This window comes from Pseudomonas sp. TH06, assembly GCF_016651305.1.
Taxonomy (GTDB): domain Bacteria; phylum Pseudomonadota; class Gammaproteobacteria; order Pseudomonadales; family Pseudomonadaceae; genus Aquipseudomonas.
The window spans coordinates 557,808-582,115 of the sequence record NZ_JAEKEC010000001.1 but is presented as its reverse complement, the minus strand read 5'-3'; the positions used below and the strand labels follow the sequence as shown (position 1 = coordinate 582,115).

Annotated in this window: 23 protein-coding genes; 15 read left to right on the top strand and 8 right to left on the bottom strand. The window is 55.8% G+C overall.

All coding sequences use genetic code 11. From position 1 onward, the window contains the following. Window positions 1–4 precede the first annotated feature (4 nt). From JFT86_RS02680 to JFT86_RS02655, 6 genes are all read left to right on the top strand, one after another. On the top strand, window positions 5–1,963 hold the full coding sequence (locus JFT86_RS02680; RefSeq protein ID WP_201235547.1) for a DUF1302 domain-containing protein: 1,959 nt from the start codon (window positions 5–7) through the stop codon (window positions 1,961–1,963). A 163-nt stretch (window positions 1,964–2,126) separates the two neighbouring features. After that, on the top strand, window positions 2,127–3,500 hold the full coding sequence (locus tag JFT86_RS02675) for a DUF1329 domain-containing protein (protein ID WP_201235545.1): 1,374 nt from the start codon (window positions 2,127–2,129) through the stop codon (window positions 3,498–3,500). A 92-nt stretch (window positions 3,501–3,592) separates the two neighbouring features. Beyond that, window positions 3,593–3,838: a plasmid stabilization protein gene (locus JFT86_RS02670; protein ID WP_201234067.1), complete on the top strand. Its 246-nt coding sequence runs from the start codon at window positions 3,593–3,595 to the stop codon at window positions 3,836–3,838. Beyond that, window positions 3,835–4,254 (top strand): type II toxin-antitoxin system VapC family toxin, encoded by a 420-nt coding sequence (locus tag JFT86_RS02665; RefSeq protein ID WP_201234068.1) that lies wholly within the window; start codon window positions 3,835–3,837, stop codon window positions 4,252–4,254. The genes JFT86_RS02670 and JFT86_RS02665 overlap by 4 nt, the downstream gene beginning before the upstream one ends. A 207-nt stretch (window positions 4,255–4,461) precedes the next feature. Next, a complete protein-coding gene (locus JFT86_RS02660; RefSeq protein WP_242489354.1) occupies window positions 4,462–4,815 on the top strand; it encodes a type II toxin-antitoxin system HigB family toxin in 354 nt (117 codons plus the stop codon). A gap of 52 nt (window positions 4,816–4,867) precedes the next feature. Continuing rightward, complete coding sequence (locus JFT86_RS02655) at window positions 4,868–5,341, top strand: transcriptional regulator (RefSeq protein WP_201234310.1); 474 nt, start codon at window positions 4,868–4,870, stop codon at window positions 5,339–5,341. A 145-nt stretch (window positions 5,342–5,486) separates the two neighbouring features. On the opposite strand, the gene JFT86_RS02650 is transcribed toward JFT86_RS02655, so the two are convergent. Then, complete coding sequence (locus tag JFT86_RS02650) at window positions 5,487–7,406, bottom strand: methyl-accepting chemotaxis protein (RefSeq protein ID WP_201235543.1); 1,920 nt, start codon at window positions 7,404–7,406, stop codon at window positions 5,487–5,489. A gap of 243 nt (window positions 7,407–7,649) precedes the next feature. Here JFT86_RS02650 and JFT86_RS02645 point away from each other — a divergent pair, with 243 nt between their 5' ends. After that, the gene (locus JFT86_RS02645) at window positions 7,650–8,321 is read left to right on the top strand and encodes a histidine phosphatase family protein (RefSeq protein ID WP_201235541.1); all 672 of its coding nucleotides are present in this window, start codon (window positions 7,650–7,652) and stop codon (window positions 8,319–8,321) included. Then, window positions 8,318–9,136, top strand: a complete 819-nt coding sequence (locus JFT86_RS02640) for a phosphatase PAP2 family protein (protein WP_201235539.1) — start codon at window positions 8,318–8,320, stop codon at window positions 9,134–9,136. The genes JFT86_RS02645 and JFT86_RS02640 overlap by 4 nt, the downstream gene beginning before the upstream one ends. Before the next feature lie 111 nt (window positions 9,137–9,247). Here JFT86_RS02640 and JFT86_RS02635 read toward each other — a convergent pair whose 3' ends face one another. The 4 genes from JFT86_RS02635 to JFT86_RS02620 form a co-directional block, all read right to left on the bottom strand. Continuing rightward, on the bottom strand, window positions 9,248–10,687 hold the full coding sequence (locus JFT86_RS02635; RefSeq protein WP_201235537.1) for a glycosyltransferase family 39 protein: 1,440 nt from the start codon (window positions 10,685–10,687) through the stop codon (window positions 9,248–9,250). 69 nt (window positions 10,688–10,756) lie between these two features. Continuing rightward, a complete protein-coding gene (gene rimJ, locus JFT86_RS02630) occupies window positions 10,757–11,344 on the bottom strand; it encodes a ribosomal protein S5-alanine N-acetyltransferase (RefSeq protein ID WP_201235536.1) in 588 nt (195 codons plus the stop codon). A gap of 332 nt (window positions 11,345–11,676) precedes the next feature. Then, a complete protein-coding gene (locus JFT86_RS02625; RefSeq protein ID WP_201234073.1) occupies window positions 11,677–12,039 on the bottom strand; it encodes a hypothetical protein in 363 nt (120 codons plus the stop codon). A 263-nt stretch (window positions 12,040–12,302) separates the two neighbouring features. Then, window positions 12,303–13,226 (bottom strand): hypothetical protein, encoded by a 924-nt coding sequence (locus JFT86_RS02620; protein ID WP_201235534.1) that lies wholly within the window; start codon window positions 13,224–13,226, stop codon window positions 12,303–12,305. Window positions 13,227–14,203: 977 nt separating this feature from the next. Here JFT86_RS02620 and JFT86_RS02615 point away from each other — a divergent pair. Then, window positions 14,204–14,800 carry a hypothetical protein gene (locus tag JFT86_RS02615; protein WP_157832196.1) on the top strand — a complete coding sequence of 199 codons (597 nt, stop codon included), beginning with the start codon at window positions 14,204–14,206 and terminating at the stop codon, window positions 14,798–14,800. 328 nt (window positions 14,801–15,128) lie between these two features. Here the strand turns inward: JFT86_RS02615 and JFT86_RS02610 are convergent, their stop codons facing one another. The 3 genes from JFT86_RS02610 to JFT86_RS02600 all read right to left on the bottom strand — a co-directional run bounded on the left by JFT86_RS02610 (window position 15,129) and on the right by JFT86_RS02600 (window position 18,399). Further along, window positions 15,129–16,613 carry a reverse transcriptase domain-containing protein gene (locus JFT86_RS02610; RefSeq protein WP_101273064.1) on the bottom strand — a complete coding sequence of 495 codons (1,485 nt, stop codon included), beginning with the start codon at window positions 16,611–16,613 and terminating at the stop codon, window positions 15,129–15,131. Between the two features lie 472 nt (window positions 16,614–17,085). Further along, on the bottom strand, window positions 17,086–17,601 hold the full coding sequence (locus tag JFT86_RS02605; protein WP_101273063.1) for a DUF6367 family protein: 516 nt from the start codon (window positions 17,599–17,601) through the stop codon (window positions 17,086–17,088). A gap of 465 nt (window positions 17,602–18,066) precedes the next feature. Continuing rightward, window positions 18,067–18,399, bottom strand: coding sequence for a hypothetical protein (locus tag JFT86_RS02600; protein ID WP_101273062.1), 333 nt, complete (start codon window positions 18,397–18,399; stop codon window positions 18,067–18,069). A 531-nt stretch (window positions 18,400–18,930) separates the two neighbouring features. On the opposite strand from JFT86_RS02600, the gene JFT86_RS02595 reads away from it, so the two are divergent. From JFT86_RS02595 to JFT86_RS02575, 6 genes are all read left to right on the top strand, one after another. Beyond that, a complete protein-coding gene (locus JFT86_RS02595; protein ID WP_201234077.1) occupies window positions 18,931–19,467 on the top strand; it encodes a LasR-specific antiactivator QslA in 537 nt (178 codons plus the stop codon). Window positions 19,468–20,535: 1,068 nt separating this feature from the next. Beyond that, complete coding sequence (locus JFT86_RS02590) at window positions 20,536–21,942, top strand: YfjI family protein (protein WP_201234078.1); 1,407 nt, start codon at window positions 20,536–20,538, stop codon at window positions 21,940–21,942. Then, a complete protein-coding gene (locus JFT86_RS02585; RefSeq protein WP_201234079.1) occupies window positions 21,929–22,282 on the top strand; it encodes a hypothetical protein in 354 nt (117 codons plus the stop codon). The genes JFT86_RS02590 and JFT86_RS02585 overlap by 14 nt, the downstream gene beginning before the upstream one ends. Further along, the gene (locus JFT86_RS02580) at window positions 22,266–23,246 is read left to right on the top strand and encodes an integrase domain-containing protein (protein ID WP_201234080.1); all 981 of its coding nucleotides are present in this window, start codon (window positions 22,266–22,268) and stop codon (window positions 23,244–23,246) included. Before JFT86_RS02585 ends, JFT86_RS02580 begins: the two co-directional genes overlap by 17 nt. After that, a complete protein-coding gene (locus JFT86_RS29195) occupies window positions 23,243–23,566 on the top strand; it encodes a hypothetical protein (protein WP_101273057.1) in 324 nt (107 codons plus the stop codon). The genes JFT86_RS02580 and JFT86_RS29195 overlap by 4 nt, the downstream gene beginning before the upstream one ends. Before the next feature lie 351 nt (window positions 23,567–23,917). Beyond that, window positions 23,918–24,220 carry a hypothetical protein gene (locus JFT86_RS02575; protein ID WP_101273056.1) on the top strand — a complete coding sequence of 101 codons (303 nt, stop codon included), beginning with the start codon at window positions 23,918–23,920 and terminating at the stop codon, window positions 24,218–24,220. Window positions 24,221–24,308: the final 88 nt, after the last annotated feature.

Below are 24,308 nucleotides of genomic sequence, written 5' to 3'. Positions count from 1 at the left end.
ACTCATGATCAACACTCGATTGCGCCTGTCTGGCGCGGCGCTCCCCGGGGTCGGCCTGGCCGGGTTGCTGCAACTCTGCGCGGTCGATGGGGCGCAGGCTGTGGAGTTCAGCGTGCTGGACAAACAGGTGACCGGCTCGTTCGACACGACGTTGTCCTATGGCCGCTTGTGGCGGGTGCAGGGGCGCGACAAAACCAACGACGACGTCAACACCAACGACGGCAATCGCAACTTCGACACCGGGCTGGTTTCCGAGGTGTACAAGATCACCTCCGAGCTTGAGGCCAACTATCAGAACTACGGCTTGTTCGTGCGCGGCACTGCGTTTTACGACACCCAGTTGATGGACAAACGCAACGACTACTACCGCAACGACAACCCGTCGCAACCGAGCCAGAGCTACCCGCAGGACGACCGTTTCACCAGCCAGACCCGCGACATCGCCGGCAGCCGCATCGAGATGCTCGACGCCTATGTCCACGGCAGTTGGGACGTCGCGCAGATGCCGGTGACGGCGCGTGTCGGCCGTCAGGTGTTCAACTGGGGCGAGGGGATTTTCTATCGCGGCGGGATCAATACGACCAACCCGGTGGACGCTGCCAAGTACCGCTTGCCCGGCGCCGAAGTGAAGGAAGTGCTGGTACCGGTGGAGGCGTTGAGCTTCAACATCGGCCTGACCGACAGCCTGACCATGGAGAGTTTCTACCAGACCAACTGGAAGGAAACCCGCATCGATCCGGTCGGCACGTTCTACTCGCAAACCGACCTGTTCGCCGACGGCGGCAACACCGGTTACAACGACTTCAGCGGCACGGCGCTTGATACGCCGGTGCCGGGATTTGGCAACGTCATCGGTCTTTACAGTGCCTTGGGCAACAACCCTTTGCTCAGCCAGGCCCTGCAAACCACCGGCCTGTACGCCAACGGTGTGACACCGGCCTACGGCAATACGCTCAAGGTCGCGTCCATCGGCAAGGACTACAACGCGCGCAACGACGGCCAGTTCGGGTTTGCCTTTCGCTACATTGCCGAACAACTCAACAGCACCGAGTTCGGCCTGTACATGGTCAACTACCACGCCAAGGAGCCGACCATCGCCGCCGATCTGGGCGGTTACAAGGGCATCGACATGAATGCCCTGACCAACCTGTTGTCGGGTGTCGCGGGCAGTCAGGCCGGCGCACTGGCCAACGGTTTGGCCACGGCTGATGTGATGGGCAACATCCAGGCGCATCGGCGCTATGCCGAAGACATCCGCATGTACGGGTTCAGCTTCAACACCACGTTGGGTGAGGCCTCGGTGTTCGGCGAATTGGCGTATCGGCCCAACCTGCCGATCGGTGTCGCCGCGACCAACGATCTGATTGGCGATTTGGCCAACGGTGCGGCTGCGGCGGTGACGGGCAAAGCGATCAACGTCGGCGGGCAGATGGTCACTCTCGACAGCCAGATCAACAACGCCGAACGCGTGGAAGCGTTCAACACTTCGCTGGGCACCATCTACAACTTCGGCCCGACAGCGTCGTTCGATTCACTGTTCGGCATCTTCGAACTGGCCTCCGAACACCTGCGCGGCAGCAGCCTGCAATACACCGCTTATGACGGCAGTCGTCGTTACTACGCCGGCACCGGGAACTATTCCTATGTGTCGGGCGGCGATCGTGACGATCAGGTCAATCGCGATTCCTACAGTTACACGGCCATGCTCAACGGCACCTGGAACGACGTGTACGCCGGGGTCAACGTCTCGCCTTACGTCGTCTACAAGGACGACTTCAAAGGCAACAGCTATCAGGCCGGCAACACCATCGAAGGTCGCAAGGCCTACACGCTGGGGATCAAGGCCAATTACCAGAACAAGCTTGAGGCCGAGCTGCAATACACCGAGTTCTACGGCGGCGGGCAAAACAACGGCATTCGCGACCGCGACAACATCGGGTTCAACCTCAAGTATTTCCTTTGATATCCAGACCACAGGCGCACCCCTTGTAGGAGTGAGCCTGCTCGCGATAGCGAATTGTCAGTCGCTGTAGGTGTTGTCTGATACACCGCTATCGCGAGCAGGCTCACTCCTACAGGGGATCTACGGTGATTTGCAGACCTCACTCCCGTTTCGGAGATTGATCATGTTTCACACTTCAAGATTGACCAAGGCTTCGCTAGGACTTGTGTTGGGCTTGGCTGCCAGCACCGCTCTGGCCGCCATCACCCCGCAACAAGCCGAACAACTGAAAACCACCCTGACCCCCATGGGCGCAGAGCGTGCCGGCAACGCGGCGGGCACTATTCCCGCCTGGACCGGCGGCATCACCCAGGCCCCGGCCGGCTACAAACCCGGCCAGCATCACCCAGATCCCTACGCGGCGGACAAACCGCTGTTCACCATCACCAAAGCCAACCTCGACCAATACAAGGCTCACCTCAGCCCGGGTCAGATCGCGCTGTTCAACAGCTACCCCGACACCTTTCAGATGCCGATCTACCCTTCGCGGCGTTCCGGTTCGGCCCCGCAGTGGCTGTACGACAACACCTTGAAGAATGCGACCTCGGCCAAGCTGCTCGAAGGCGGCAGCGGTTTCTCCGATGCCTATGGCGGCGTGCCGTTCCCGGTGCCCAAGGACGGCATCGAAGTGCTGTGGAATCACATCACCCGATATCGCGGCATCTACGTCGTTCGTCGCGCTTCCGAAGCGCCCGTGCAACGCAACGGCAGCTTTGCACTGGTGACTTCGCAGCAAGAAGCGCTGTTCAATTTCTACCGCCCGGGCGGCCAGTTCGCCGACCTGAAAAACATCCTGTTCTACTACGTCGCCTTCGTGAAAAGTCCGGCACGGCTGGCCGGCGGTGCGGCGCTGGTGCATGAGATGCTCGACCAGCTCAAGGATCCGCGCCAGGCCTGGGTCTACGACGCCGGCCAACGTCGCGTGCGCCGCGCACCGAACCTTGCGTATGACACGCCGATCGCGTCCTCCGATGGCTTGCGCACCGCGGACGACACCGACCTGTTCAACGGCTCGCCGGATCGCTACGACTGGAAACTCAAGGGCAAACAGGAAATCTACATCCCCTACAACAACTACAAAGTCGGCAGCCCCGACGTGAAGTACGCGCAACTGCTCACCCCGGGCCACCTCAACCCGCAATACACCCGCTACGAGCTACACCGCGTTTGGGTCGTCGAAGGCAACCTCAAACCCGGCGCACGACACATCTACTCCAAGCGCGTGCTGTTTCTGGACGAAGACAGCTGGGGCGCTGCGCTGGTCGATCAATACGACGGGCGCGGGGAGTTGTGGCGCGTATCGATGGCCTACCTGAAAAACTTCTACGACCTGCCAACGACGTGGAGCGCGCTGGACGTCTTCCACGACTTGCAGGCCCGCCGTTACTACGTACAGAACCTCGACAACGAAGAACCGGAAACCGTGGATTTCACCCAAGCGGTGCCGGAGGATTCGTACTTCATGCCGTCGTCACTGCGCCAACGTGGCACGCGGTGAGGTGGGGTGCCGTTCGGAAGATCGCCGGATTTCGGCACGGCAGGATGTGCTAGCCTGCAATCAATGATTTCATTGATTGCAGGGGGGGCATCATGGCCAGCATCACAATTCGAAACCTTGATGAGAAGCTGAAAGAACAATTGCGTATTACCGCAGCGCATAACGGACACTCCATGGAGGAGGAGGCTCGCCTCATTTTGGGTAGAGCCTTGGCGACTGTTGATCGCGCCGGTGGACTTGGCAGCCGGATACGCAATCGGTTCAACGCTGTCGGCGGAGTTGACCTCGATTTGCCAGAGCGCTCAGAGACAGCCACTGCGGTGGATTTCTCTGAATGATAGTGCTCGATACCAATGTTCTTTCAGAGTTTATGCGCGTCGAGCCAGAAGCCCGGGTGCTTGTCTGGGTTGATGCGCAACCAGCGATGGATCTGGCAGTCAGTGCGGTGACAGTGGCAGAAATTCTCCACGGCATCGCACGCCTTTCTTCTGGCAAGCGCAAACAAAAACTTGAAGCTCATGCCATGGCCATGTTCGAAGAGGATTTTGCCGGACGCATTTTGCCGTTCGATGCGCACGCCGCCGTTGAGTACGCAACCCTTGTCGCAGATTGCGAAGCGAGGGGGCGCGCTGTATCGATGGCTGATGCGCAAATCGCCGCAATCTGCCGAGCTCATGGCGCAGCCATAGCCACTCGTAACGTGAAGGATTTTGAGTTTTCAGGAGTCGAGGTGATCAATCCCTGGCTGGACTGAAGCACACCCGGATTTTTGCTCGCACTCACGCCCAGCAGGCGTTGCCGAAGGAAGCGCCTGTATAGAGCCGCGGACCATGAGAGTCGCGGCAACGGATTCACCTCTATGGCGAACAGAGCGTTCAAGTTTATGGAAGATATCTGCTTTACAGATATCTGGATGTGCGATAAATTTTGGCGCATGTAGGGACGCCAGAACCGAAAATTTATGAGAGTGATCACAAAAGCGGCGGTTGCGCGGGCCATTGAAACCCATGGCCAGTGGAGAGATGCTCTCACCTTGTGGCTAACCATCTTCGACCGGGCACCGCTGCGCTTTGAGTCGTTTGAGAAGCTACGTCAAGACTGGGCCAGTGCCTCAGGATGGAACGTCGATCGCATCCCTCACTCGAAGCTGAGGCTGACCAGTAAAAAAGGCCCGCTGGATATTTACGTTTTTGATATCAAAAAAAATGAGTGCCGAATCATTACGTGGATCAACACTAAAACCGGCACTGTCTATATCAAGGAAATTCTTCCCCATGCTGGATACGACAAATGGTGGAAGGCTGAAGTTAAGTAGTTGGTCAGAGTGGCCCAAGCTATTTATGTTTAATGAAATCAAGGGTGGGAACATGAAGCGCAAAAAGGTCGAAGCCACCGGACTGGATTCCTTCATAGCCGATATTTCGCCCATGCTTGATGGCTTGGGCGAACAGATAGCTACGTTGTCCAAGCTATTGTCTGCCTGTCATGACCCGATCAAGAACGATGCTGACTTGCAGGTGCGGATGGCGCTGATCGATGAGCTTTACTCGCATGCTGACAATGAAGACCACGCAGCAGCGCGGTTTGCGGAGTTGGTGTCTGATCGAGTGTATGAGTACGAGGCTGAAACTGTTTTGATTCCTTACTCATCCCAATCAGAGGCGCTGGCGTTTCTGATTTCGGAAAGAGGGGTCAAGCAGAAGGATTTGTCTGATATCGCAACTCAGAGTGCTGTTTCAGAGATATTGAATAACAAGCGAAAAATGACGGTTGCTCAAATCAAAGGTTTTGCCGAATTCTTTAAAGTGCCGGTTGAGTTCTTCATGCATGGCGTGGTTTGACTTGATGCGGTGACAGGTCTAACGCAATCGCGGGCAAGCCCGCTCCCACAGGTATCGCGTCGAACACAAACTCTGTGAACGACCGAAAAACCTGTGGGAGCGGGCTTGCCCGCGATTGGATCTAGGCTATGACGCTGACTGAAGGTCAAACGCGGAAGTGGCTGACCATCTGCTGCAACTGACCACCCAAGCGTGCCAGCTCAACACTCGAAGCAGCGGTCTCATCACTTGCCGCTGCGGTCTGCTCAGACACGTCACGCACGTTGATGATGCTGCGGCTGATCTCTTCGGCCACGGCGCTTTGCTGTTCGGCGGCAGCGGCGATCTGCTGGTTCATCGACTGGATGTTCGACACCGTGCGGGTGATGTTTTCCAGCGAGGCACCAGCCTTGCGCGTCAGGGCCACGCTGCTGTCGGTCAGGGCACGGCTGTTGCTCATCACTGCCGAGACTTGCTGGGTGCCGTTTTGCAGACCAGCGACCAGGCCTTCGATTTCTTCGGTGGATTTCTGCGTGCGCTGGGCGAGGCCACGGACTTCGTCGGCAACCACGGCAAAACCACGACCGGCTTCACCGGCGCGTGCCGCTTCAATCGCGGCGTTGAGCGCCAGCAGGTTGGTCTGTTCGGCGACGGCTTTGATCACGTCCATGACGCTGCCGATCTTGTCGCTTTCCTGTTGCAGCACGCTCATGGCTTCGGTGGAACGTACAACTTCGCTGGCCAGACGTTCGATCTGCGCGATGGCTTCGTTCACTACCTTGTCGCCTTCACGGGCTTCGCCGTCAGCAGCGGCAGCCGCTTGGGAGGCTTCTTCGGCATTGCGTGCGACTTCCTGCACGGTGGCGGTCATTTCGTGCATGGCGGTGGCGACCTGGTCGGTCTCGACCTTCTGGCTGTTCACGCCGGCGCTGGTCTGTTCGGTCACGGCCGAGAGTTCTTCAGCGGCGCTGGCGATTTGCGTAACGCCGTCGCGGATGCCGCTGATCAAGTCGCGCAGGGTCACGCCCATGCGCGCGATGCCTTGTTGCAGGACGCCGAGTTCGTCACGGCGGGTGACGATGACATTTTGGGTCAGGTCGCCACTGGCGATGCGTTCGACCACGGTCAGGGTTTCTTGCAGCGGACGGGTGATCTGACGGGTGATGATCACCGCGGCGATCACGCCAACCAACAGCGCCAGCAAGGTGCTGATCAGCTGGAAGGTGCGCGCCTGGGCACTTTCGATGTCGCGACGGTCCAGCTGGATCTGGTACAGCTGCTCGCTGGTGGTAACGATGGCGGCGCCCTGGTCGGTCATTTCCTTACGGGCCTGCACCGCATCGGTGTTGGCGTTTTTATAGGCCAACAACGCGCTGCGGTAGTTGACCAGTGCGGTTTCCAGCTGACGCAGGGCGTCCTGCTGCGAATCGGCGAAATGCACGTTCAGTTGCTTGAGGCTGGCGATCGCCACGTCGAGTTGGCCGACAGCTTTCTGCTCGGTTTCGGCGTTGGTGGTGGCGGTGTAGCCGCGCACTTCGTAGCGCGCGAGGATGAACGCTTCCTTGGCGGCGGTGATCGCCTGGAACTGTTCGAAACGCTGCTCGCTCATGTCCATCTGCTGCACGCGTTTGCTGATCGATTCGATTTGGTTGTACGCGGTCTCGGCACTCACGCTCATGGAGTCGCGGGCGCTGTTGCCGGTGCGATAGGCGTTGCGCATTTTGTTCAGCGACGTCTGGTATTCAGCGATGGTCGCTGCCTGCTCCTTGAGCAGTTTGACGTTTTCCGGGCTCTTGAAGCTGTTGATCAGCTTCTGTTGTTGCGCGGCGAAGCTTTCCAGGGTGGTCTGCACATTCTGTGCGGCGGTTTCGTCGCCGTTGGTCAGCATGTATTGCAGGCGCACCACGCGCAGCTTGGTCAGGCCGGCGTTGAGCTGGGTGATGTCGCTCATCCAGTTACTGCGATCAATCAGGCCGCCAAGGCTGGTCCAGCCAGTCAGGGCCAGCACGCAGGTCAGGGCCAGGACAAGGCCGAAGCCCAGGCCTAGTTTCATGTTCACGCTGATGTTGCCGAACCAGCTATTCATCACAATTCCTCCAGAAACGTTGTGTTTCCTGATCGTCGGTTAGGCTGGAAGATTGTTGTTTTTTTGAGCCAGCAAGGGTGTTAGCAGGTTTGTATCGGCCGCAAATGCGAGAGCTGAAAGGATTTTGTCAGACAGAATTTGTAACAAGCGATCCCAAGACTTTTTTCACATGGGTTTCACTGGCTGCCCACGCGAGTGTCTGTAGTTTCGCCGCATCGAATGACAAGTGACGGGCGGCTTTTTGTGGAATTGAGACTGAGTCTGTTTGGCGTCAAGCGCTCGATCGACCTGAGTGGTCTGGCGCGTTTTCGCAACACCTGGGTGGTGCTGGCGGCGTCGGTGCTGGTGATTCCGTTGACCCTGTGGTTGCTGGCGCCGGCGGCGGTGCCGGACCTGGCGCATGGCAATGTGGCGGGCGCGCAGGCGTTGGCGGCAGGTTGGGCCAGGGGCGACATGATCGTGCTGGTGCGGCACGTCGAGCGCTGTGATCACTCCAAAGCCGCATGCCTGACGGGCAATGACGGCATCACCGACCGTTCGCGCAGTGTCGCGGTGGCTGTCGGCGCGCAGTTCGAGCAGTTGGGCCTGAACAACGCCGACATCTACAACAGCCCGGTGATGCGCACCGTGCAAACCGCCGGTTACATGTTCAACCGTGCGGCCAGCGGCGAAGACTGGTTGATCAACTGCAAGGGCCGCATATTGCAGGACGCGCTCACGCACAAGGTGCCGGGTCGCAACCTGATTCTGGTGACGCACAGCGAGTGCATGGGGCAACTCGAAAAAGACCTCAAAGTGCCGGCCTCTGACCTCGGTTACGGCTCCTCACTGTTTGTTTCCGCTGCCAGCCCGGCGGCTCCGAAGATGCTCGGCTTCATTGAAGCCTCCGACTGGCGCACGGTGACCACCCGATGAAATCGCGTTTCTATGCAGTTAACTTCGGCATCCCGCTGGCCTGCGCCGCGCTGGTGTTCCTGATGTTCGACATGACCACCATCGACATTCAGTTCAGCAACCTGTTGTTCGATCCGCTCAGCCAATCCTTTCCGCTCGACAAGGTCCACTTCTTTGAAAAACTCACGCACAAATGGGCGCGGATCATTCCGAACTGGACTGCCGAAATCGCCCTGATCGGCGCGATGCTGTCGCTGGTCTGGCCGCTGGTTAATCCACAGAAACGGCCACGACTCGGCGCATTCCTGGAACGCAGCAGAGTCGCGCCAGTCCTGCGCTTTGCCGCTGATCATCGACGGGATTTTTTCTTCGTGGTGGTCGCGTTCGCGGTCTGCACCGGGGTGATCCATTTCCTCAAATCGCACACCAGCGTTTATTGCCCGATCGAGACCACGCTGTACGGCGGCAAAATGGCCCACATTGAGTGGTACAGCAATTTCCAACTGTTCCATGAGGCGGGGAGTGGACGTTGCTGGCCGGGCGGACATGCCTCCGGTGGTTTCACCATGCTCGCGCTGTACTTTGTGGCGCGGCGTTATCAATGGCGTTTTTCCAGTGCCATTTTGTGGGGCTCGCTGTTGCTCGGTTTTATCTACGGCACGACGCGCGTTCTGCAGGGCTGGCACTACATGTCCCACACGTTCTGGGCCGGAATCTTTGTGTGGCTGGCGTGTTTGCTGACGGCGCTGGCGTTTTACGGGCGGGCGCGGCTCGAGAAGCCGGTATTGCAGACCAGGGACATTGCGCCCTCGGCAGAACTTGAAATGCAACGATAACCTGTGGCGAGGGAGCTTGCTCCCGCTGGACCGCGTAGCAGTCCCCGATTGAAGGGAGCCGCGCCGCGACCCGGCGGGAGCAAGCTCCCTCGCCACAATGTTCAGAGCGTTTCAGTAGCTGACGAAGTAGTACGCCTGCCGTCCGACCATCAAGGTGTTGAGCACTTTGAGCGGTGCGGCGGGGAGGCTGTCGCCGGCCATCAACGCCACGTTTGATGTCGATGCACTGAGGAAGTCCCGTAGCTGCGCATCAGTATCCAGCCCCTTGAGCACCTGCTGCGTGTAGAAAACGCTCGCCCCGCCAACCCGCTCATTGGCTTGAAACAATGCCACTTGATGCCCTTCGGCTTGCAGCGTCTGAATGTGTTCGGTCAGCGGCAGGAACGACAGTTTTTTATCCGCATGCGGCAGCGCCCACTGTGCGGCACCCAGATAGCTGGCGATCACCACGGTCAGTACGCCAATTGCCAACGCCTGACGATGACGGGCGATTCTTCCGACGAGCCGATTGGCGCCTTCGTACACTTTCAATCGCTCGAACAGTACCCACGCATACTCCGCAGCAATCACCGCCGCCGCCGGTGTCATCGACATCAGGTACACCGTGCGCTTGCTCGACGCCAGGGTCAGCATGATGAATTGCGCAACGATCCACAGGCTGAAAAACAGCAGGTAACGATTGGCCTTCAACTGTTTACGGAAATGCCATAGCCCCAGATACACCAGAATGTTCCACGGCAGGAACGCCTCGGGCAGTTTGGCCAGGTAGTAGTAGAACGGCTCGTAGTGCCCGGCCTCGACGAACGATCCGCTGAAGCGTCCGACGCTGTTGGTCAGCAACACTTCACTGACCGCTTGCAGACCGCCGCGCTGATACAGCACCGCCAGCCAGATCAGCAGCGGAATCAACCCGACCAGTGTCAGCAGCCCCGGCCGCAGCCAATCGCCGATCTTCAGGCGTTTGTCGATCAGGTTATCCGCCAGCAGATAAGCGAAAATCACCACGCCCGGCATCGCCAGCCCCAGCACGCCTTTACTCAGCGTGGCGATGGCGATCCCGACGACAAACAGCAGCGAACTGCCGGCGGTCGATGCGCGCTGCGCCTGGAAAAAACCCAACAGCGCTGCCGTCACGCCGAGAGCGAGCAGTGCATCCTCGCCGACACCACGCACGTTGCTCCAGTAGCTGGCCATCGTCGCAAGCAGAATGCCTGCCGTCCAGGCGATCGCTTTCGGGCGTTCGAAGCGCCGCAACATGCCGTACAACAACATCACGCTGAGCAGCCCGGCCACCGCCGACGCCAACCGCACGGCCCACGGCGAGACGCCAAATACGCGCATGGCGCTGGCGTCGAGCCATAAACTCAGCGGTGGTTTTTCCAGAAAGGGCTCGCCGAACAGACGGGGCGTCACCCAGTCGTCGTCCAGATGCATCTCCATGGCGATCCCGGCAACGCGGGCTTCGGTGGAACCTTGCAATTGATGATTGCCCAATGCGAAGAAAAACAGCAGGGCAGCAAGCAGAAACAGCGACGGGGCGGCACGCGACATAGGTTTCAGGCAACCGGAAAGGGCAGGAGGCCTGAGCATAGATCGCCATTGCTGAACAAATTGTGAATGTCAGCTCAAACGACGCGACCAACGCTGATCCGGCGCTTCGAACGCCTGATTGACCAACGCCGTCAGCACATGATCCTGCCAGCGCCCGGCAATGTTCAGATACGCCTTGGCGTAACCCTCTTGTTCAAAGCCCAGTCGCTCCAGCAACCGCGCACTGCGCTCGTTGCCGGGAATGTAATTGGCCATGATCCGGTGCAGGTTCTGGGTGTCGAACATGTAGTCGATGCCAGCCTCCAGGCCTTCCTGCATCAAACCCTGACCCTGATGCGCTGCGTCGATGTGATAACCCAGGTAACAGGCCTGAAACGCCCCGCGAATGATCCCGCTGAAATTGCACGCGCCGATCATCTGCTGGCCGTCGGGCGTCAACAGGGCGAAATGCATCGCCAACCCGGCTTCGAACGCGTTGGCCTGGATATCGAGGCGGCGTTGAATCTGCTCGGTGGAAAAATAGTCAGTGGTACGGATGGGGGACCACGGCGCGAGGTGACGCTGGTTGAGTTGGTAGAAATCGCTTTCCAGTTTGGCCTGATCCGGGTCAAGGATGGCGAGCGTCAGGCGTTGGCAGGGCAGGGTCAACAGCGGCATCGGGCGCTCCGGTCAGTGGGGTCAAAGGACAGAATTGCCCGCTGCGGCAGAAAATACAAACCGGCTTGCTCAGACAGCTAGCCAGCGCTGGTACTGATCAGAATTCACTCAGAGGCCCGGCATTCACTACGCCACGGCGTGCAGGACACGCTCGTCTACCGCCTCGACGCCAATCCGCAGGCAAAAAAAAGCCCGCGGGAGAGCCGCGGGCGAACCGTAGTTTCTTGAATGAGCGAGCGGACTGTACCGGTTTGGCACCCGCCCGGCAGTGAAGAAAAATTCATCTCGATGGACTGCCCGGGCGACGGCGCGGTCTGTGCCGGTGTCGCCGGTTAGTGGCGCACTTCAGGGCCTGATGGGGCAGGCGACCCCTGTTGCACAACCTGGTCCCGTGCCCGACAGACGACAATTTCGGCCAACGCGCTCAGTTGCCTGATCGCCACCGCGATATGGCGTTGGGAACCTTCGCATTCATCGGCAAAGTTTGCGCTGATCTGCGTGAGGGAATCGAGAAGATCACTGGCGTGCGAGAGCAGAGTGATCGTGTCGACATCGTCGCGCACGCTGAACATCTGCTTGAGGGGGATGGTACGGCGGCGATTTCGACCGGTTGCGCTGGCGGGTGATTGCTGGCCGGGCGTTTGCGCGTCGGCGGATGCCGCTCCAACAAGGGAAAGTCGGGTGATCTTTTTCATGACGTAGCTCCGTGGAATGAACAATCTCTGCGGGGGCGGTCTGTCAAACCGTCCGCTGGATGGCAGCGAGTCATGGAGGGTAGCGCCGGAAAAAACTGTTCACCAGTTCATGAAAGTCGACGCGTGTTGAGGGAAATTTCCTAGGACGTGGAATGTAGGAAGCTAATGCTTCTCTCGTTGTTCATGATGTCGCCGGGTATGTCGCCTGTGGCATGGCCGTGTGCACGGTGCCATAGGTTCAAGCCCAGACGCAGCCGGGCCGATTACTCTTCTACTTTCTCTTCGCGCAAAATCCACCCAGCCTCTCCCGCCACCAGTTTGTACTGGATCTGCCGCATCTTCCCCGTCCGACCCGCACCCGCGTCGGCGCTGTCGTACACCGGAAAGCGCTGCACGAGCGTGTTCTCCACCACCGCAAACGAATCCTCGCCCTGATACCCCTCGGCCGCTTTTGGATTTTCGCTGATTGGCGGCAAATAGATTTCGCTCAGGGATTTTTTCCGGTTGGCGGAGTAGGCGATCAGTTCTCCCGGCATACCGCGACCGGGCGAGCGTGTAGCGATATAGACCTCGGGCGAGCCATCGTTATTGAGGTCGGCGACTTCGGCGCGGACGATGCTGCCGTTGAGCGGGTGGGTGATCGGCGAGTTGTCGATTTCCAGGCCTTTGGGCTCGATGCGCACGGCGGGCTTGCCATCGACCTGAACCGCCTTCACATGAAAGTCGATGCCCTGCAACGCCAGGTTCTGGTCGAAAGGTGGATTGTTATCCACAGCGTCGCCGTTGGCGACGATCAGCGAAATTTCGTAGTTGGCCACTTCATTGCGTCGGGCTGCGTTGCGCATGAGATAGACCTGCACCGTGTAATCGCCGTCGGCGGGTAACGAGCCGATGAAGTGATTGCCCATGATCGAACCGTTGAACAGCGCGTAATCCGCGCCTTTGGCGGTGATATTGAAATAGGCGGAACTGTTGGAGGGCTTGAAGTCCACAGTCAGGATCTGCCCGGCCTTCGCGCTGAGTTTGTACTCCGCCGTTTTATAGCCCTTGATCGACTGCTTGAACTGCACGCTGCCATAGCCGCTTTTGTAGACGACTTGCTGAATCCGCGGCGGGACGTCGGTGGTGGCAGCGTGGGCAGACAGTGAGACGAGGGTCGCGAGTGCGGCGCCGAGCCAGATGTTCATGAGGGTCCTTCGGGTAATGGCCTATGTGGTTCGAAGGATAGATCTGTAGCCGTGGGGCCGTCCAACCGTGGGGGTGACTGGAATCCGGCGGCGATCTTCGGAGCAGGATGCCAGCCGAGTTGGTGTTGCGGGACCTGCAGATGCGACAAAGCCCGCACTGGGCGGGCTTTGTCGTTGAGAGTTGGTGGGCCGGGGTAATCTGAATTGGTATTTTATGTGATTGATTATTATAATTAATATTGGTTTTTTATTTTGATTGGAATACCAATTGGAATACCTCACAAATAATGTTCAAGTGACCCCCACTCCTGCTTTAGTCGATCTGGCAACATTGCTTCACATCCATCGTAAGCGGTGGTCTTTTTATAACTGTCGGAACAACAGGTAGCAATCGCGCGTTGCGGCTTGGCTCTAAGTTGCCTTCGTAGAAACTCAACGGCAGAGCGGTGTAGTATCAATTTGCTTTCAAATTTCGTGCCCAACCTATCAACGTGACACGTTGCTTGCGAGGGCACGTGTCGACTAGCCAAGGATGACGGTAAATTTCCACGCTGCCTGCAATTGTTTTTGAGGAGCATTATTCGGTTGGGGTTGTTCAACAGCAGATCCTTCCAGCACAGCGGGTCTCACTGGTCGCCGAAAACTCAATCAATGTGTCGGCGCGAATCAAACAGCCGCTAGACGCTTCGATAACGAGGAGCGGGTGATTGTCACCTCTCGCAAGGATATGCAGCTTCCAGGCTGCGACGGGCTTCGTTGATCTAACGGGCGAGCAGATCCTCGGCATCGCACTCGCAAGTGCGGGCCTGCTTCAATCGTGAGGCTGGTCTGTTGGGGGCGGTAGGTGACGGTTCGATCACTACCCAGATGCTAGGAGAGATGGCCGGTATAGCTTGACTGACTAGGCGTTCAGCACTGTGTCTCGAGCCTCCCTCGCGCTATGATCAGAGCTATCAATTTAACGAGGTGGCAGTGGTATGTCTCGCAAAGCTATTGGCAAAACTGTTGCTCGGACGAGCCGATCTGATGCTAAAGGTGGTGGGCTGCTCACTGAAAAAAAATTCCGGTTTCTTGAGTCAGTGCGATTCACAAATCTCACGACGATCATGCTACCTGGCGGGGACAAAGCCACTGACTTTGTAGAGTTCACATTCGCCGACTTTAAAAAATTGCTCAAGCTGCACGAAAAATACAGCGTGGTCAGCAGCGAGCTTTTAGAAGAGCAAAAGGCCTCGTCAAAATATGAGATGAGTAGTGCATTGGAGAAACTGGGTAAGCGCAATCGCGCCCTAAAGAAACATAAGCTGATAGCTGAGCAGCAGGTCGAGAAGGTCGAAGCTCTAGAGCTAGCGCTTGGAGTGAGAGAAAACCGGATCGCGGAACTAGAAGCGCAGGTAGCGGAGGAGATCGAAAACTTTTCTATCCTCAAGCGCAATTACGACGCCCTTCTAAGAAATATTGACGAGGAGGAGGACGGTTCTAGAAGCATGACGCCATCTGCAACTCGCGGATGGGACACAATAACAAGCCGCAGGGCACTGCCAGGTAGCTACGGTACGGGCAAGCGTCGTTGACCTGTGGTGCCTTTAAGCGAAATTTTGTAAGGTGGCGGCATACTGCCATTCACCGCTAGGATCAAGACTCAAGGGATGAGAACGTACCGGTATATTTGTTCTGCGGAGACGTAGGTCACAGAATCAGCGCTCTTAAGTAGGCCTGACAGGCCAGTAGTGCGATCGGCCTGTTAACCCCGTCCGGTGATTGCGACAATTCGTTGAGCATGCGCAGGGTCAAGTCAGGCGCAAATGCCGCATGAGCTAGGCCTATTACTGGTCCTTATCGGACAAAAACAGCCGTCCATCCTTTCGAAATGCTAAGGCTATAAGCTTCGTTGGACGACGATCAGCGATAGTCATAGTTTAGAGAGTCGGGATTCATAACCCTTTCAATGCCACTCTCAACCAATCCTTTCTTCAAGGCCTTTTGTATTAGTAAAAAACTAGGAATTTCGAGCAATGGATTTTTTGAGCAGGTATTTAAGAGTTGTATTCTAGATGCGTTAAAAGGAAAACGATTCGATCTATTATGTCCGTGGCTTATAAGTAGCGTTGAGCGCAACTTTAAAGTTCGATGAATAACTGAGAGGAGCCATCCATCAAGCATCGTTAGCTGAATGACGTCATCGACCAAGGGATAAAAGCTCATCACCCCCTTGAAATATATTCTTTTGGCCCTGCCAGACAAATAATCTTTAATTTGTTTATGGCTGAGGCCTCCATACATATATCTGCGCACCTCCAAAATGGCCGACATCAGATTGACGTCTTTATCATTCGCTGGTATGCGCTGGCCTGCCAGACTTTGCTGCTTGAGAGGCTGAACTAAATTACGATAGAGAATATATGAGATTTGCTTCTGAATTTTTTTAAGTGATTTGTCTTTAATCGAGACCTTGTCAACTGAAAGAGCATATCCTAAGAAGTTTAGACGCGTTTTTGCAACTATTTCAGATGGTAAGCCATCTTTCGTTAGTAGTGATATTCCTTCGGACTTAGTGACGTTGATTTTAACGCCCGCTTGTTTGGAGAAATCATTGATATAACCAAATGCGTTACATATTTTTGAGTAGTCTGGAGACCATACAATTGTATCATCGGCATAGCGCGAAAACTTTACACCTTCCCGTTCCAAATCTTGGTCGAATTTCCAACAGGTCAGATTTGCCAAAAAAAGACTAATGGATGTGCCCTGAGGAACGCCAACCTTTCTCTCTCTCAAAAACGAATTAACTATGAATTTTTCTTCTGGACTGATAAAAAATCCATTCTCTAAGAACTGGTCTTTAAGGAATGAATGAGAAATAGATCCGAAAAAGTCCGAAAAATCAAACTCAGCTAAAAATGTTCTTTCGTTTCTTCGAAGGTCAACGGAGATATCTTGTATTGCAAAATGAACATTCCTGTCATTTCGGTAGGCATAAGAAAATGAGCTAAAGCGATGTCGATTTTTAGCCAGAAGTCTATTGAAGAACATCTTTGATATGGCCGCGTCGGGAATTTGGTAGATTGCTACCTTTCTTATACCGCCATCAGGCTTAGGAACAGATTTAATGTATGGACTGTTCGGGGTGTAGGTACGATCTTCTATTTTTTTCGCAATTGATCGAGCAATACTTTTGTGTTTGCTCCTGACATAGAATGGATTGTACTTTTTATTGATATCCCAATAGTCAGGTGTATATATTTTTTTGGTAGGCGCGGCATCCCCGAGACGTCTTGCATTCCTCTTGGCTTCAAGATGCACTCTATTATGGTATTCATGATAGCGAGTAATTAACTTCTCGGCCTCCTCAAGAATTATAACTTCAAGTTGTTTCTCTAACCTCATAATCTCCCTCCCATAAAAACAAAAAAGCCCGAGTTAGACTCAGGCTTTTCCACGGTATAAACCCAAGTAAAAGTAAGTTATCACATGGTTGGGAAGGCTTTGACGCCTCCCCCCCATCAGTGCGAGTCCTCGCAGCTGAAGACCGGCTATTGCTAACCGGTAGAAGGCAATACCGTTATCCCCATAGGGGAGTCAGAGCATAATAGCGCTTTGCTCGCACCTTTCAAGCTTTTAATTTTCTATACGCTTTTGGCGTTACTGTATAACAATGAGGCGTCGACGGCTTTTCTAACCTCATTTATCAATCGGGCGGTACGTCAGACTACTAAGGATATTTAATGATTAAAACAGGCCCGTTTTTGCCTATCATAGAGGTCGCCCTTGGCCGAAAGGTCAATCGCGATCGGTCAAAAGCTACCCTAAAACTGCAACATCTCGCTGACCGCTAATTTTCATTGGCGACTCACAGCCTCTATATTCTTAGCCAAGCGGGGAGGCGTGTCTTAATAGTTTCAATATGACCAAAGCGTATATAGACTTCTGATCCATCCTGTGAAGCTGTCGGCACGTCGCTTTGTAGAGGCTCAAAGTTGATTTTATGAGTATCTGCGTTTTCTAGGCTAACGGTATCACTCAGCTTCAAAACCCTCATTGCCAGTTCACGAACGTACTTCTGCTTGCTAAGGTCAACGTTGAAAGATGCCTTGTCATGCCGGGTGCCGTCCACGTTCCACGAAACTTGCATATTCTTGGCTGATTTATTCTTAGTCTTGGCTATATGCACATGGCGTAGCTGTGGGATTTTGGGATCAGCTGAATCGACCCGGTACATCCAACCTTTTCCCGCCTCCTTCCAATGACTCTCCAACGAAACCCCGACGCGACTTAGTGCAGTCTCAGTCAGAATTATAGAGATATCGGTAATTTCACCATACGGGCCATCTGGTTCAGAGTCCAGCGGCTTTCTCAAGCTGTCATTAACGCTCATGCTTTTCGATTCCTTTCTTGGGTGGCGACATGTCCGCCTAGTAATGATAATCGCTTTGAAATGTGCAGCCTACGAGATATATTGATTCAGAGTGCAAAACACTGGCGCTATCAGCGCGGGAGACGTATTTCGTCCGGAGTTGAGGCCTGCACAACTCATCTTTACTCACCGTAGGGGCTCCGGAGTGTTGCGGCCCGCCAATGCCCTGCTGGCGGTTCCGAGTGTTAATCGTTTTTAGTTTCATAGACATCTTTGATGTGTCCGCCCGTGGCCTGCTTCCGCCCGTCGCTACCGAGGGCTGCGGAGAGAGTTGGCGATCAGTGAGTCATTGAGATTTTGGATCGGCTGTTAGTTTAAAGCCGACTAACAGCTACCGTATTATAGGTTTGACACCTCAATCAACATCATCTGGTAGGTTAGGTACTTCTAGAATGGAATCCGGTTTAAAGGTGGTTCAGGGGCCGTTTACAGCGACTTGACCGAAATAACTTCCACAAACCTAAATTTTTTCTTGGCTATCCTCGTAGCGTCTTGCTCTGCAACTAGGGAGCTAAGCGTATCGGCCTCATGTACGATCTCTTGCATTTTGCCTTCGAATTCATTCCCAACCCTCAGGGTGACTCTCAATCTGGGAGTAAAGGTATTTGATAATTTCTTTTTCTTCACTACCTTCGTCGGCTCCTCAATCACTAGTTCCGGTGCAGTGTCTTGCGCGTGAGTGTCGATTACCAATGCAGTGGCCTGAGGCTCACCGAATAGCGCCCGGCGCATTTCTTCTTCCGTCAGCTCTGTAGACATAACATTTCTCGAGAGGGTGTCGTGTATAGCGTTACCGATTCTATCACTGTGGACGGCTTCGGAAATAAGAAGGCATTACATGGTACCTGGCTTGTCATAACCACTAAATTCGGATGTGCGTGAGTTTCTGCTTGGAGCGCTTGTTCGAACGCAGCCGTATTGATACTCATGCTTGTGTTGTCGCGGCTTCGCATTTACGCTTTGTTCCGTCGCGGTCAATCCCGTGGCCGGGTGTCAGAACCTGAATTGTTCGAGGCGCATAGCGCCATAGCCGGCGATTAGGTGCTTTCAGAGGCCTAGCTGCTGCTTTTCTATGGCGGTCCGTGCGGGGCAGGCTTCGGCCTGGCCGGTTCCCTCGGACGCCGGTTTCTGACCCCCGTACGGTCCGCCACCCATTTCGTGTCAGAACGGCTGGGTGGACGGCTCCTTAACTGTCCGAGGAGATAAGGAAAATGACCTGTCCCCCTTTTAAGCACGTGCGCCACCCCGGCCAAACGGTTCAAGCTGCAAACTATCTCGGAGGATTCCGCGATGTTTGATCTTTCGCTTCTCATCGGCCTCCCCAAACCTACCAGCATCGATACTTCATCGCTTACCCCTGAAGATGCAGCGATTAGACTGCGGCAGGCTGCCACTCTCCGACTTAACGGAGCCCAGAGTGTTCTGCTTCATTTTCCGCAAGACGTTGAGCTTGCAGTAGAGTTGTTGGATGACGCCGCCGTGTTGTACGACAAGGCATTCCGGAATTTAACTGGCATTCCGGCTCAAAGCGTCCATCAACAGATCCATGAGTATGTCTCTGTCCCGTCCGCTGAAGGGTCTCCCGCGATCCAAACACCGTGGGGTGATGAGTTCGCGCCGGTAATAAAGGAGGGCGTTCGTTGCGCGGAGACTTGGCTTGAAGGCTCATCACTTCCGTTATGGTGGGCGCTGTCTCAGAACCGAAAGCGTCATCGTCCAGGTGATCCACAAGAGGCATTTGAAGCCGGTTTTTTGCTACGGTTGCAGCAGACGCTGATCATGCGACGTGAGTCCGTCACTTCCCAATCAACCCGCTTTGATGCCTGAGTCTGTAATTGACGTTTGAGATTTGCTTTTCCCGCCAAACCCTCCGATCAAGCGATCTTTGATCGCGCCGATCGGAGGGTTCACTCGCTTTTTCTCTAGGCCGCCGCGTTCCACTCTCCAATTTTCATATTTGATTAACGCCACACTTGCTTTCACCCGTCATTAATTCCCCGCGATCCTGTCGTGCGCAACGCTATTCAGTGTATGTGCGAATCTTTTCGTTGGGCATGGATGTAGATGTGGCGACAGCGGCGACGCCGGCGACAACCCACGTGTAACGTGGCCTGGAGCATGGCGACAGAAGTGGCGACAGTCGCCACTTTCTCAGCGCATTGGCTGTGACGCTTGACCGCCTTTTCGAGTGGGTATAAAAATTGGCGCACAGATCGCTGTCATTGGCAGCACCTGCCCAGGTAGCCAGAACCTTTAAGGCTACGCCACTCGCGTGGTGGATCTTCCCCAAGTGCGATTAGCGTCCGGCGGCTCGCACGGTCACTCTCCAAGAGTGATGGATGCCTACTCGACCGATCTGTCCATTGCGGCAGACGACGGGCCTACCTCGCTGCGCTGCAGCAACCTCACCTTTTGGCACACTTCGCTGCGCCAGACCGCGCCCGTCTCTTTCTCCCGGAAAGAGACGGGCGCTCGTACTACTGCTGCAAGCCACGTCGTACAGGGCGTTGCCGCAACTCTCCTCGTGACAATCGGCCAGACAAATCCGATTCGTCACCATCCGCAACGACACAGACGCCGGTGCCGCAGCCTATGGAAAGACTGCACCTGACTGACAGTCAGGCATGCCCCAGGTGTCGATGTCGTTGCCTTCTCCCGCTCAGGATCTCCAGTTGCCGAACTCGTCAGTCGGCACAGCCTCCACCCGCCCGCATCTTCGGATGCGTCTAAGGAGGCCAGATTCATGGGGTCATGCCCTTGCTCCCGGTCGTAAGGAGCCGTTCGTTCCACGTCAGTGAACACCTCACAGGTCGCAGGGGCCTTGATCCCTGATAACACTCAACATCCGCGGCGGGACTAGGTGAGGACAACCAGCAATGAACGAGGAAAGGGCCCATGCAGCAGCTAGATCCGAAGCTTGAACTACCGCGACCGCCTCGACCGCTGATTGAGTCGAATCCCGTGACCCAGCCTTATCCGGTGCAGGCACTGGGTGGGATTCTTGGGCCTGCGGTAGAGCGAATGGCCGGGGTCATAGGCGTGCCCCAGGCACTGGCCGCGCAATCAGTGTTGGCTGCCTCGGCGCTGGCCACTCAAGGTCATGCGGGCTTACAGCTCGACGGGAGAAATTATCCACTGTCGCTGTACCTGATCACGGTGGCCGCTTCAGGTGATCGCAAGACCGCCGCAGACCGATGTGCATTGCTGCCGGCACGGCAATGGGAGCGTGAACAGTGGCAGCGCTACCGCGAACAACTCGCCCTGTACCGTGCCGCACAGCGGCAGGCGCAACGTGCCAACCCTGTCGATCCCGCCCCCACAAACGGCGTGCTGCTCGAAGCGGAGCCCTCTGCACCTAGGTTGATCACCACGGACCCGACGATCGAAGCGCTGATCAAGGGGCTCTGCCATGACCTGCCCAGCATGGGACTGTTCTGCGATGAAGGGGGACAGTTCCTCGGCAGCAGCACCATGAGTCGGGATCACCGTTTGAAAGCGGTCACGACCTTGTCGTCACTCTGGGACGGTAGCCCGATTGATCGAGCGCGCTCCATGACAGGCGAAAGCCTACGGGCTTATGACCGGCGCTTGAGCCTGCACCTGATGTTGCAGCCGTATTTGGCCATGCAGTTACTCAGTGACCCGTTGCTACAGGGGCAAGGTATTCTCGGTCGCTGCCTGATGACCTGGCCTACCAGCCTGGCCGGACAGCGCAGTTACCAGGCCGTCGACTTGTCCAAAGACGCCGCCCTGAAGCGCTATCACCACCGTCTTTCGGCCCTGTTTCGTCAGCCGTGGTCACTTAGCCCTGACGGTGCTCTAAAGCTATCACTACTGAACCTCAGTCCATTGGCGCGTCGTCGCTGGATTGATTTACACGATGCCATCGAAGCCCAGCTGGGAGAGTTTGGCGAGCTGGCCAGCGTACGGCCCAGCGGATCAAAGGCAGCCGATAACCTGCTACGCATCGCCGGCGTTCTTGCAGTTGTGGAGGAGAGCAGCGTCGTGGAGGTCGACCATATCCAGCGGGCCTCCGCATTAGTCGGCTACTACCTCACCGAGATCCAGCGCCTGACTGAGCAGGAGCCAGTGTGTCGAGTTAAGGAAGAGGCGGACCGGCTGCTGCGCTGGTTGCAGGTCAAGGATTGGAAGCGCTTCAGTATTCGAGAGCTGAATCGCAACGGTCCCCGCTTTGCCCGCAAGAGCAGTCGTCATGCTTCCAGGCTGTTGGTTGAGTTGCTGAATCATCATTGGCTGATTACCGACGGCCACACCTTCGAGGTGCGCCATGTTCAATCTTGATGAGGCGCTGCGCAACCATCTGGCTCAGCGCCAAAGAAAGCCAAAAGCGCAGTTTGTCGCCGCGAGTGTCGCCACATTGTCGCCACGCTCAAAATCAGGCAGGACAAGGGTTGTCGCCGCTGTCGCCAGTGTCGCCACCACCCATAAAACTATCGCCTCTGCGACAGCCATTATTCAATGGTTGAAAGAGGAGGGTGCGCATCTTTACGTCACCGACAACACGCTGTGTTTTCGCCTGACTGATTGGGCTCAATTCGCGATTGTAAGTGCGCACTGGCGAGCTCTTTTGCATGATCTCGCGGCAGTCGATCAGGAACAGAAAAATGGCTCGGGTCGGTAAGCGAGCGGGGCGCAATTTCGGCTTCGGTCGCCAGCTTAGCTATGCTGGAGCGCAAGCACTGAAAGACCTGTTTGGCGGCGGTCATTTCGCTACCGTCAAAGCTCATAGCGATCGCTGGCAGGCTTTCGTGAATTGGTGTCGATCCGATGACGGACCGAGGGTCAACGACGCGCGTCAGATAGACCGCGAGATCCTCATGCGGTACGCCGTCCACGTGCGGGAGCAGGTTGATCAGGGAAGCGTCGGCATTGCCACCGCGCACAACCGACTGTCCAGCGTGAACCGAACGATGGCCGCGCTGCGCGGTGATCAGTACGTCAAAATCCCCAGTCCGAGTAAGGCGCTAGGCCTACAGCGTTCAATCGTGCGTAGTGAGGCCCCGCAAGGCCAAGACCGTATACAGGTCAGGCTGATTGCGCAAATGCTCTCAGAGCGACACCAAGCGAGGGTGAGTGCCATTGTTCTCTTAGCCCGGGAGACGGGCATGCGCCTGCGTGAAGCGATCTTGGCCGACCTGCCGCGGTTGCAACGAGAGGCTCAACGACTGGGCAAGATCAACATCCAGGATGGCACTAAAGGTGGTCGATCAGGAGCCTCGGCACCGCGCTGGATTACGGTGACGGATCAAGTTCGCGATGCCCTGGATTGGGCCAGCGCGGCCTCACCCAATGGCAGTCGGAATTTGTTGGCGCCCGACGAAAGCTACAAAGACTTTATGCAGGCAGTTGTGCGACCGGCACGGGACTTCCTGCATGAGCAGGGGTTGAAAGGTTTTCATGAGCTACGGGCGGCTTACGCCTGTGAGCGCTATGAGCAACTGACTGGCTTGAATACACCTGTCAATGGCGGTCGTGTTCATCGAGAGGATCGAGAGCTTGATCAGCGTGCACGACAGCAGATCAGCCACGAATTGGGGCACAACCGCATCGATGTGGTGAGTGCCTACATCGGAGGTCGGGGATGAAGTCCGAATTTGATATGGCGTTGTTTCTGAGTCCGGCGCTCAGAGGTGCCTACGCAACGCGCCAGCGGCACATCAGGCAAGCAGAAAGGATGCACGAGGTTATTCTTGAGCGCTGGGGTTGCATGACACCCTGGTCTTGGAGAGACAAACACGTGAGATGGTTTCTGGAGCACTACTTGCGATGTTCAGCTCCGGCTACCGTTTACTACTATGAATTAACAGCAGGGTTGATTCGTAGCCGGCGTGAAAGCCTTAAAGCCGAACATTTGCTCAATTTCAATAAGCGCTGCACCGTTAAGGCGAGACAACCTTGCTCGTAAAGTCCTTGGATGCAATGACGTTCGGTAGATAAGGTCTCCGTGGCTTTTAAGCAGACGCATACACTTGCTGTCTCGCAAGAGGCCTTCTCCTTTCAAGCACTAGAACCTCCAGGCCAATTTACTCGACATTGGAATCTCAGCCATATTGAACGTCCAAGCGCGTGCATCCAGCGAAGTCATTCAGTTCTAGGTTGCTAAGGTTATGCGTAACAGTTCTTATCACGGTGGATACAGTCGTTGGTCTGCGACACGCATCCTTGACGACAAAACCGTTGGGGCAGTCCAAAATCACAGGATACATTGGCTCGCACATAGTAAAATCCGGCCTCACTCACTACTGCTGATGCATCAATGAAATTACTGAATACCTACGACGACCGCGACGAGGCTGAGGCTGCTGCCGAAAAGATCACAGGCGAGAAGCGTCTGGCAAGTGAGCGCGACTCTACCGTGGTCATCTACAACCTTTTCGGCGAACCTTCCTGGGGCAATTTTCATCGCTTGGGTATGTACAACCTAGCTGAGCTAAAAGCTCTCCTGGGCCATCGAGCAAGCTGGCAACCAAATGATGAGCTCCGCCATGCAGAAATCCTTGCCACCCTCAACATTGTGGCGAAGAACTATCAGGTTGAGATTCCTAGTCACTGGCTCTGACAGGCTAAGTCTCGTATGACAAAAAAACGGGGTTAATGAATGCTACACAATCCATTTCGTTAAGGGATAATCACGGATTTGATCGACA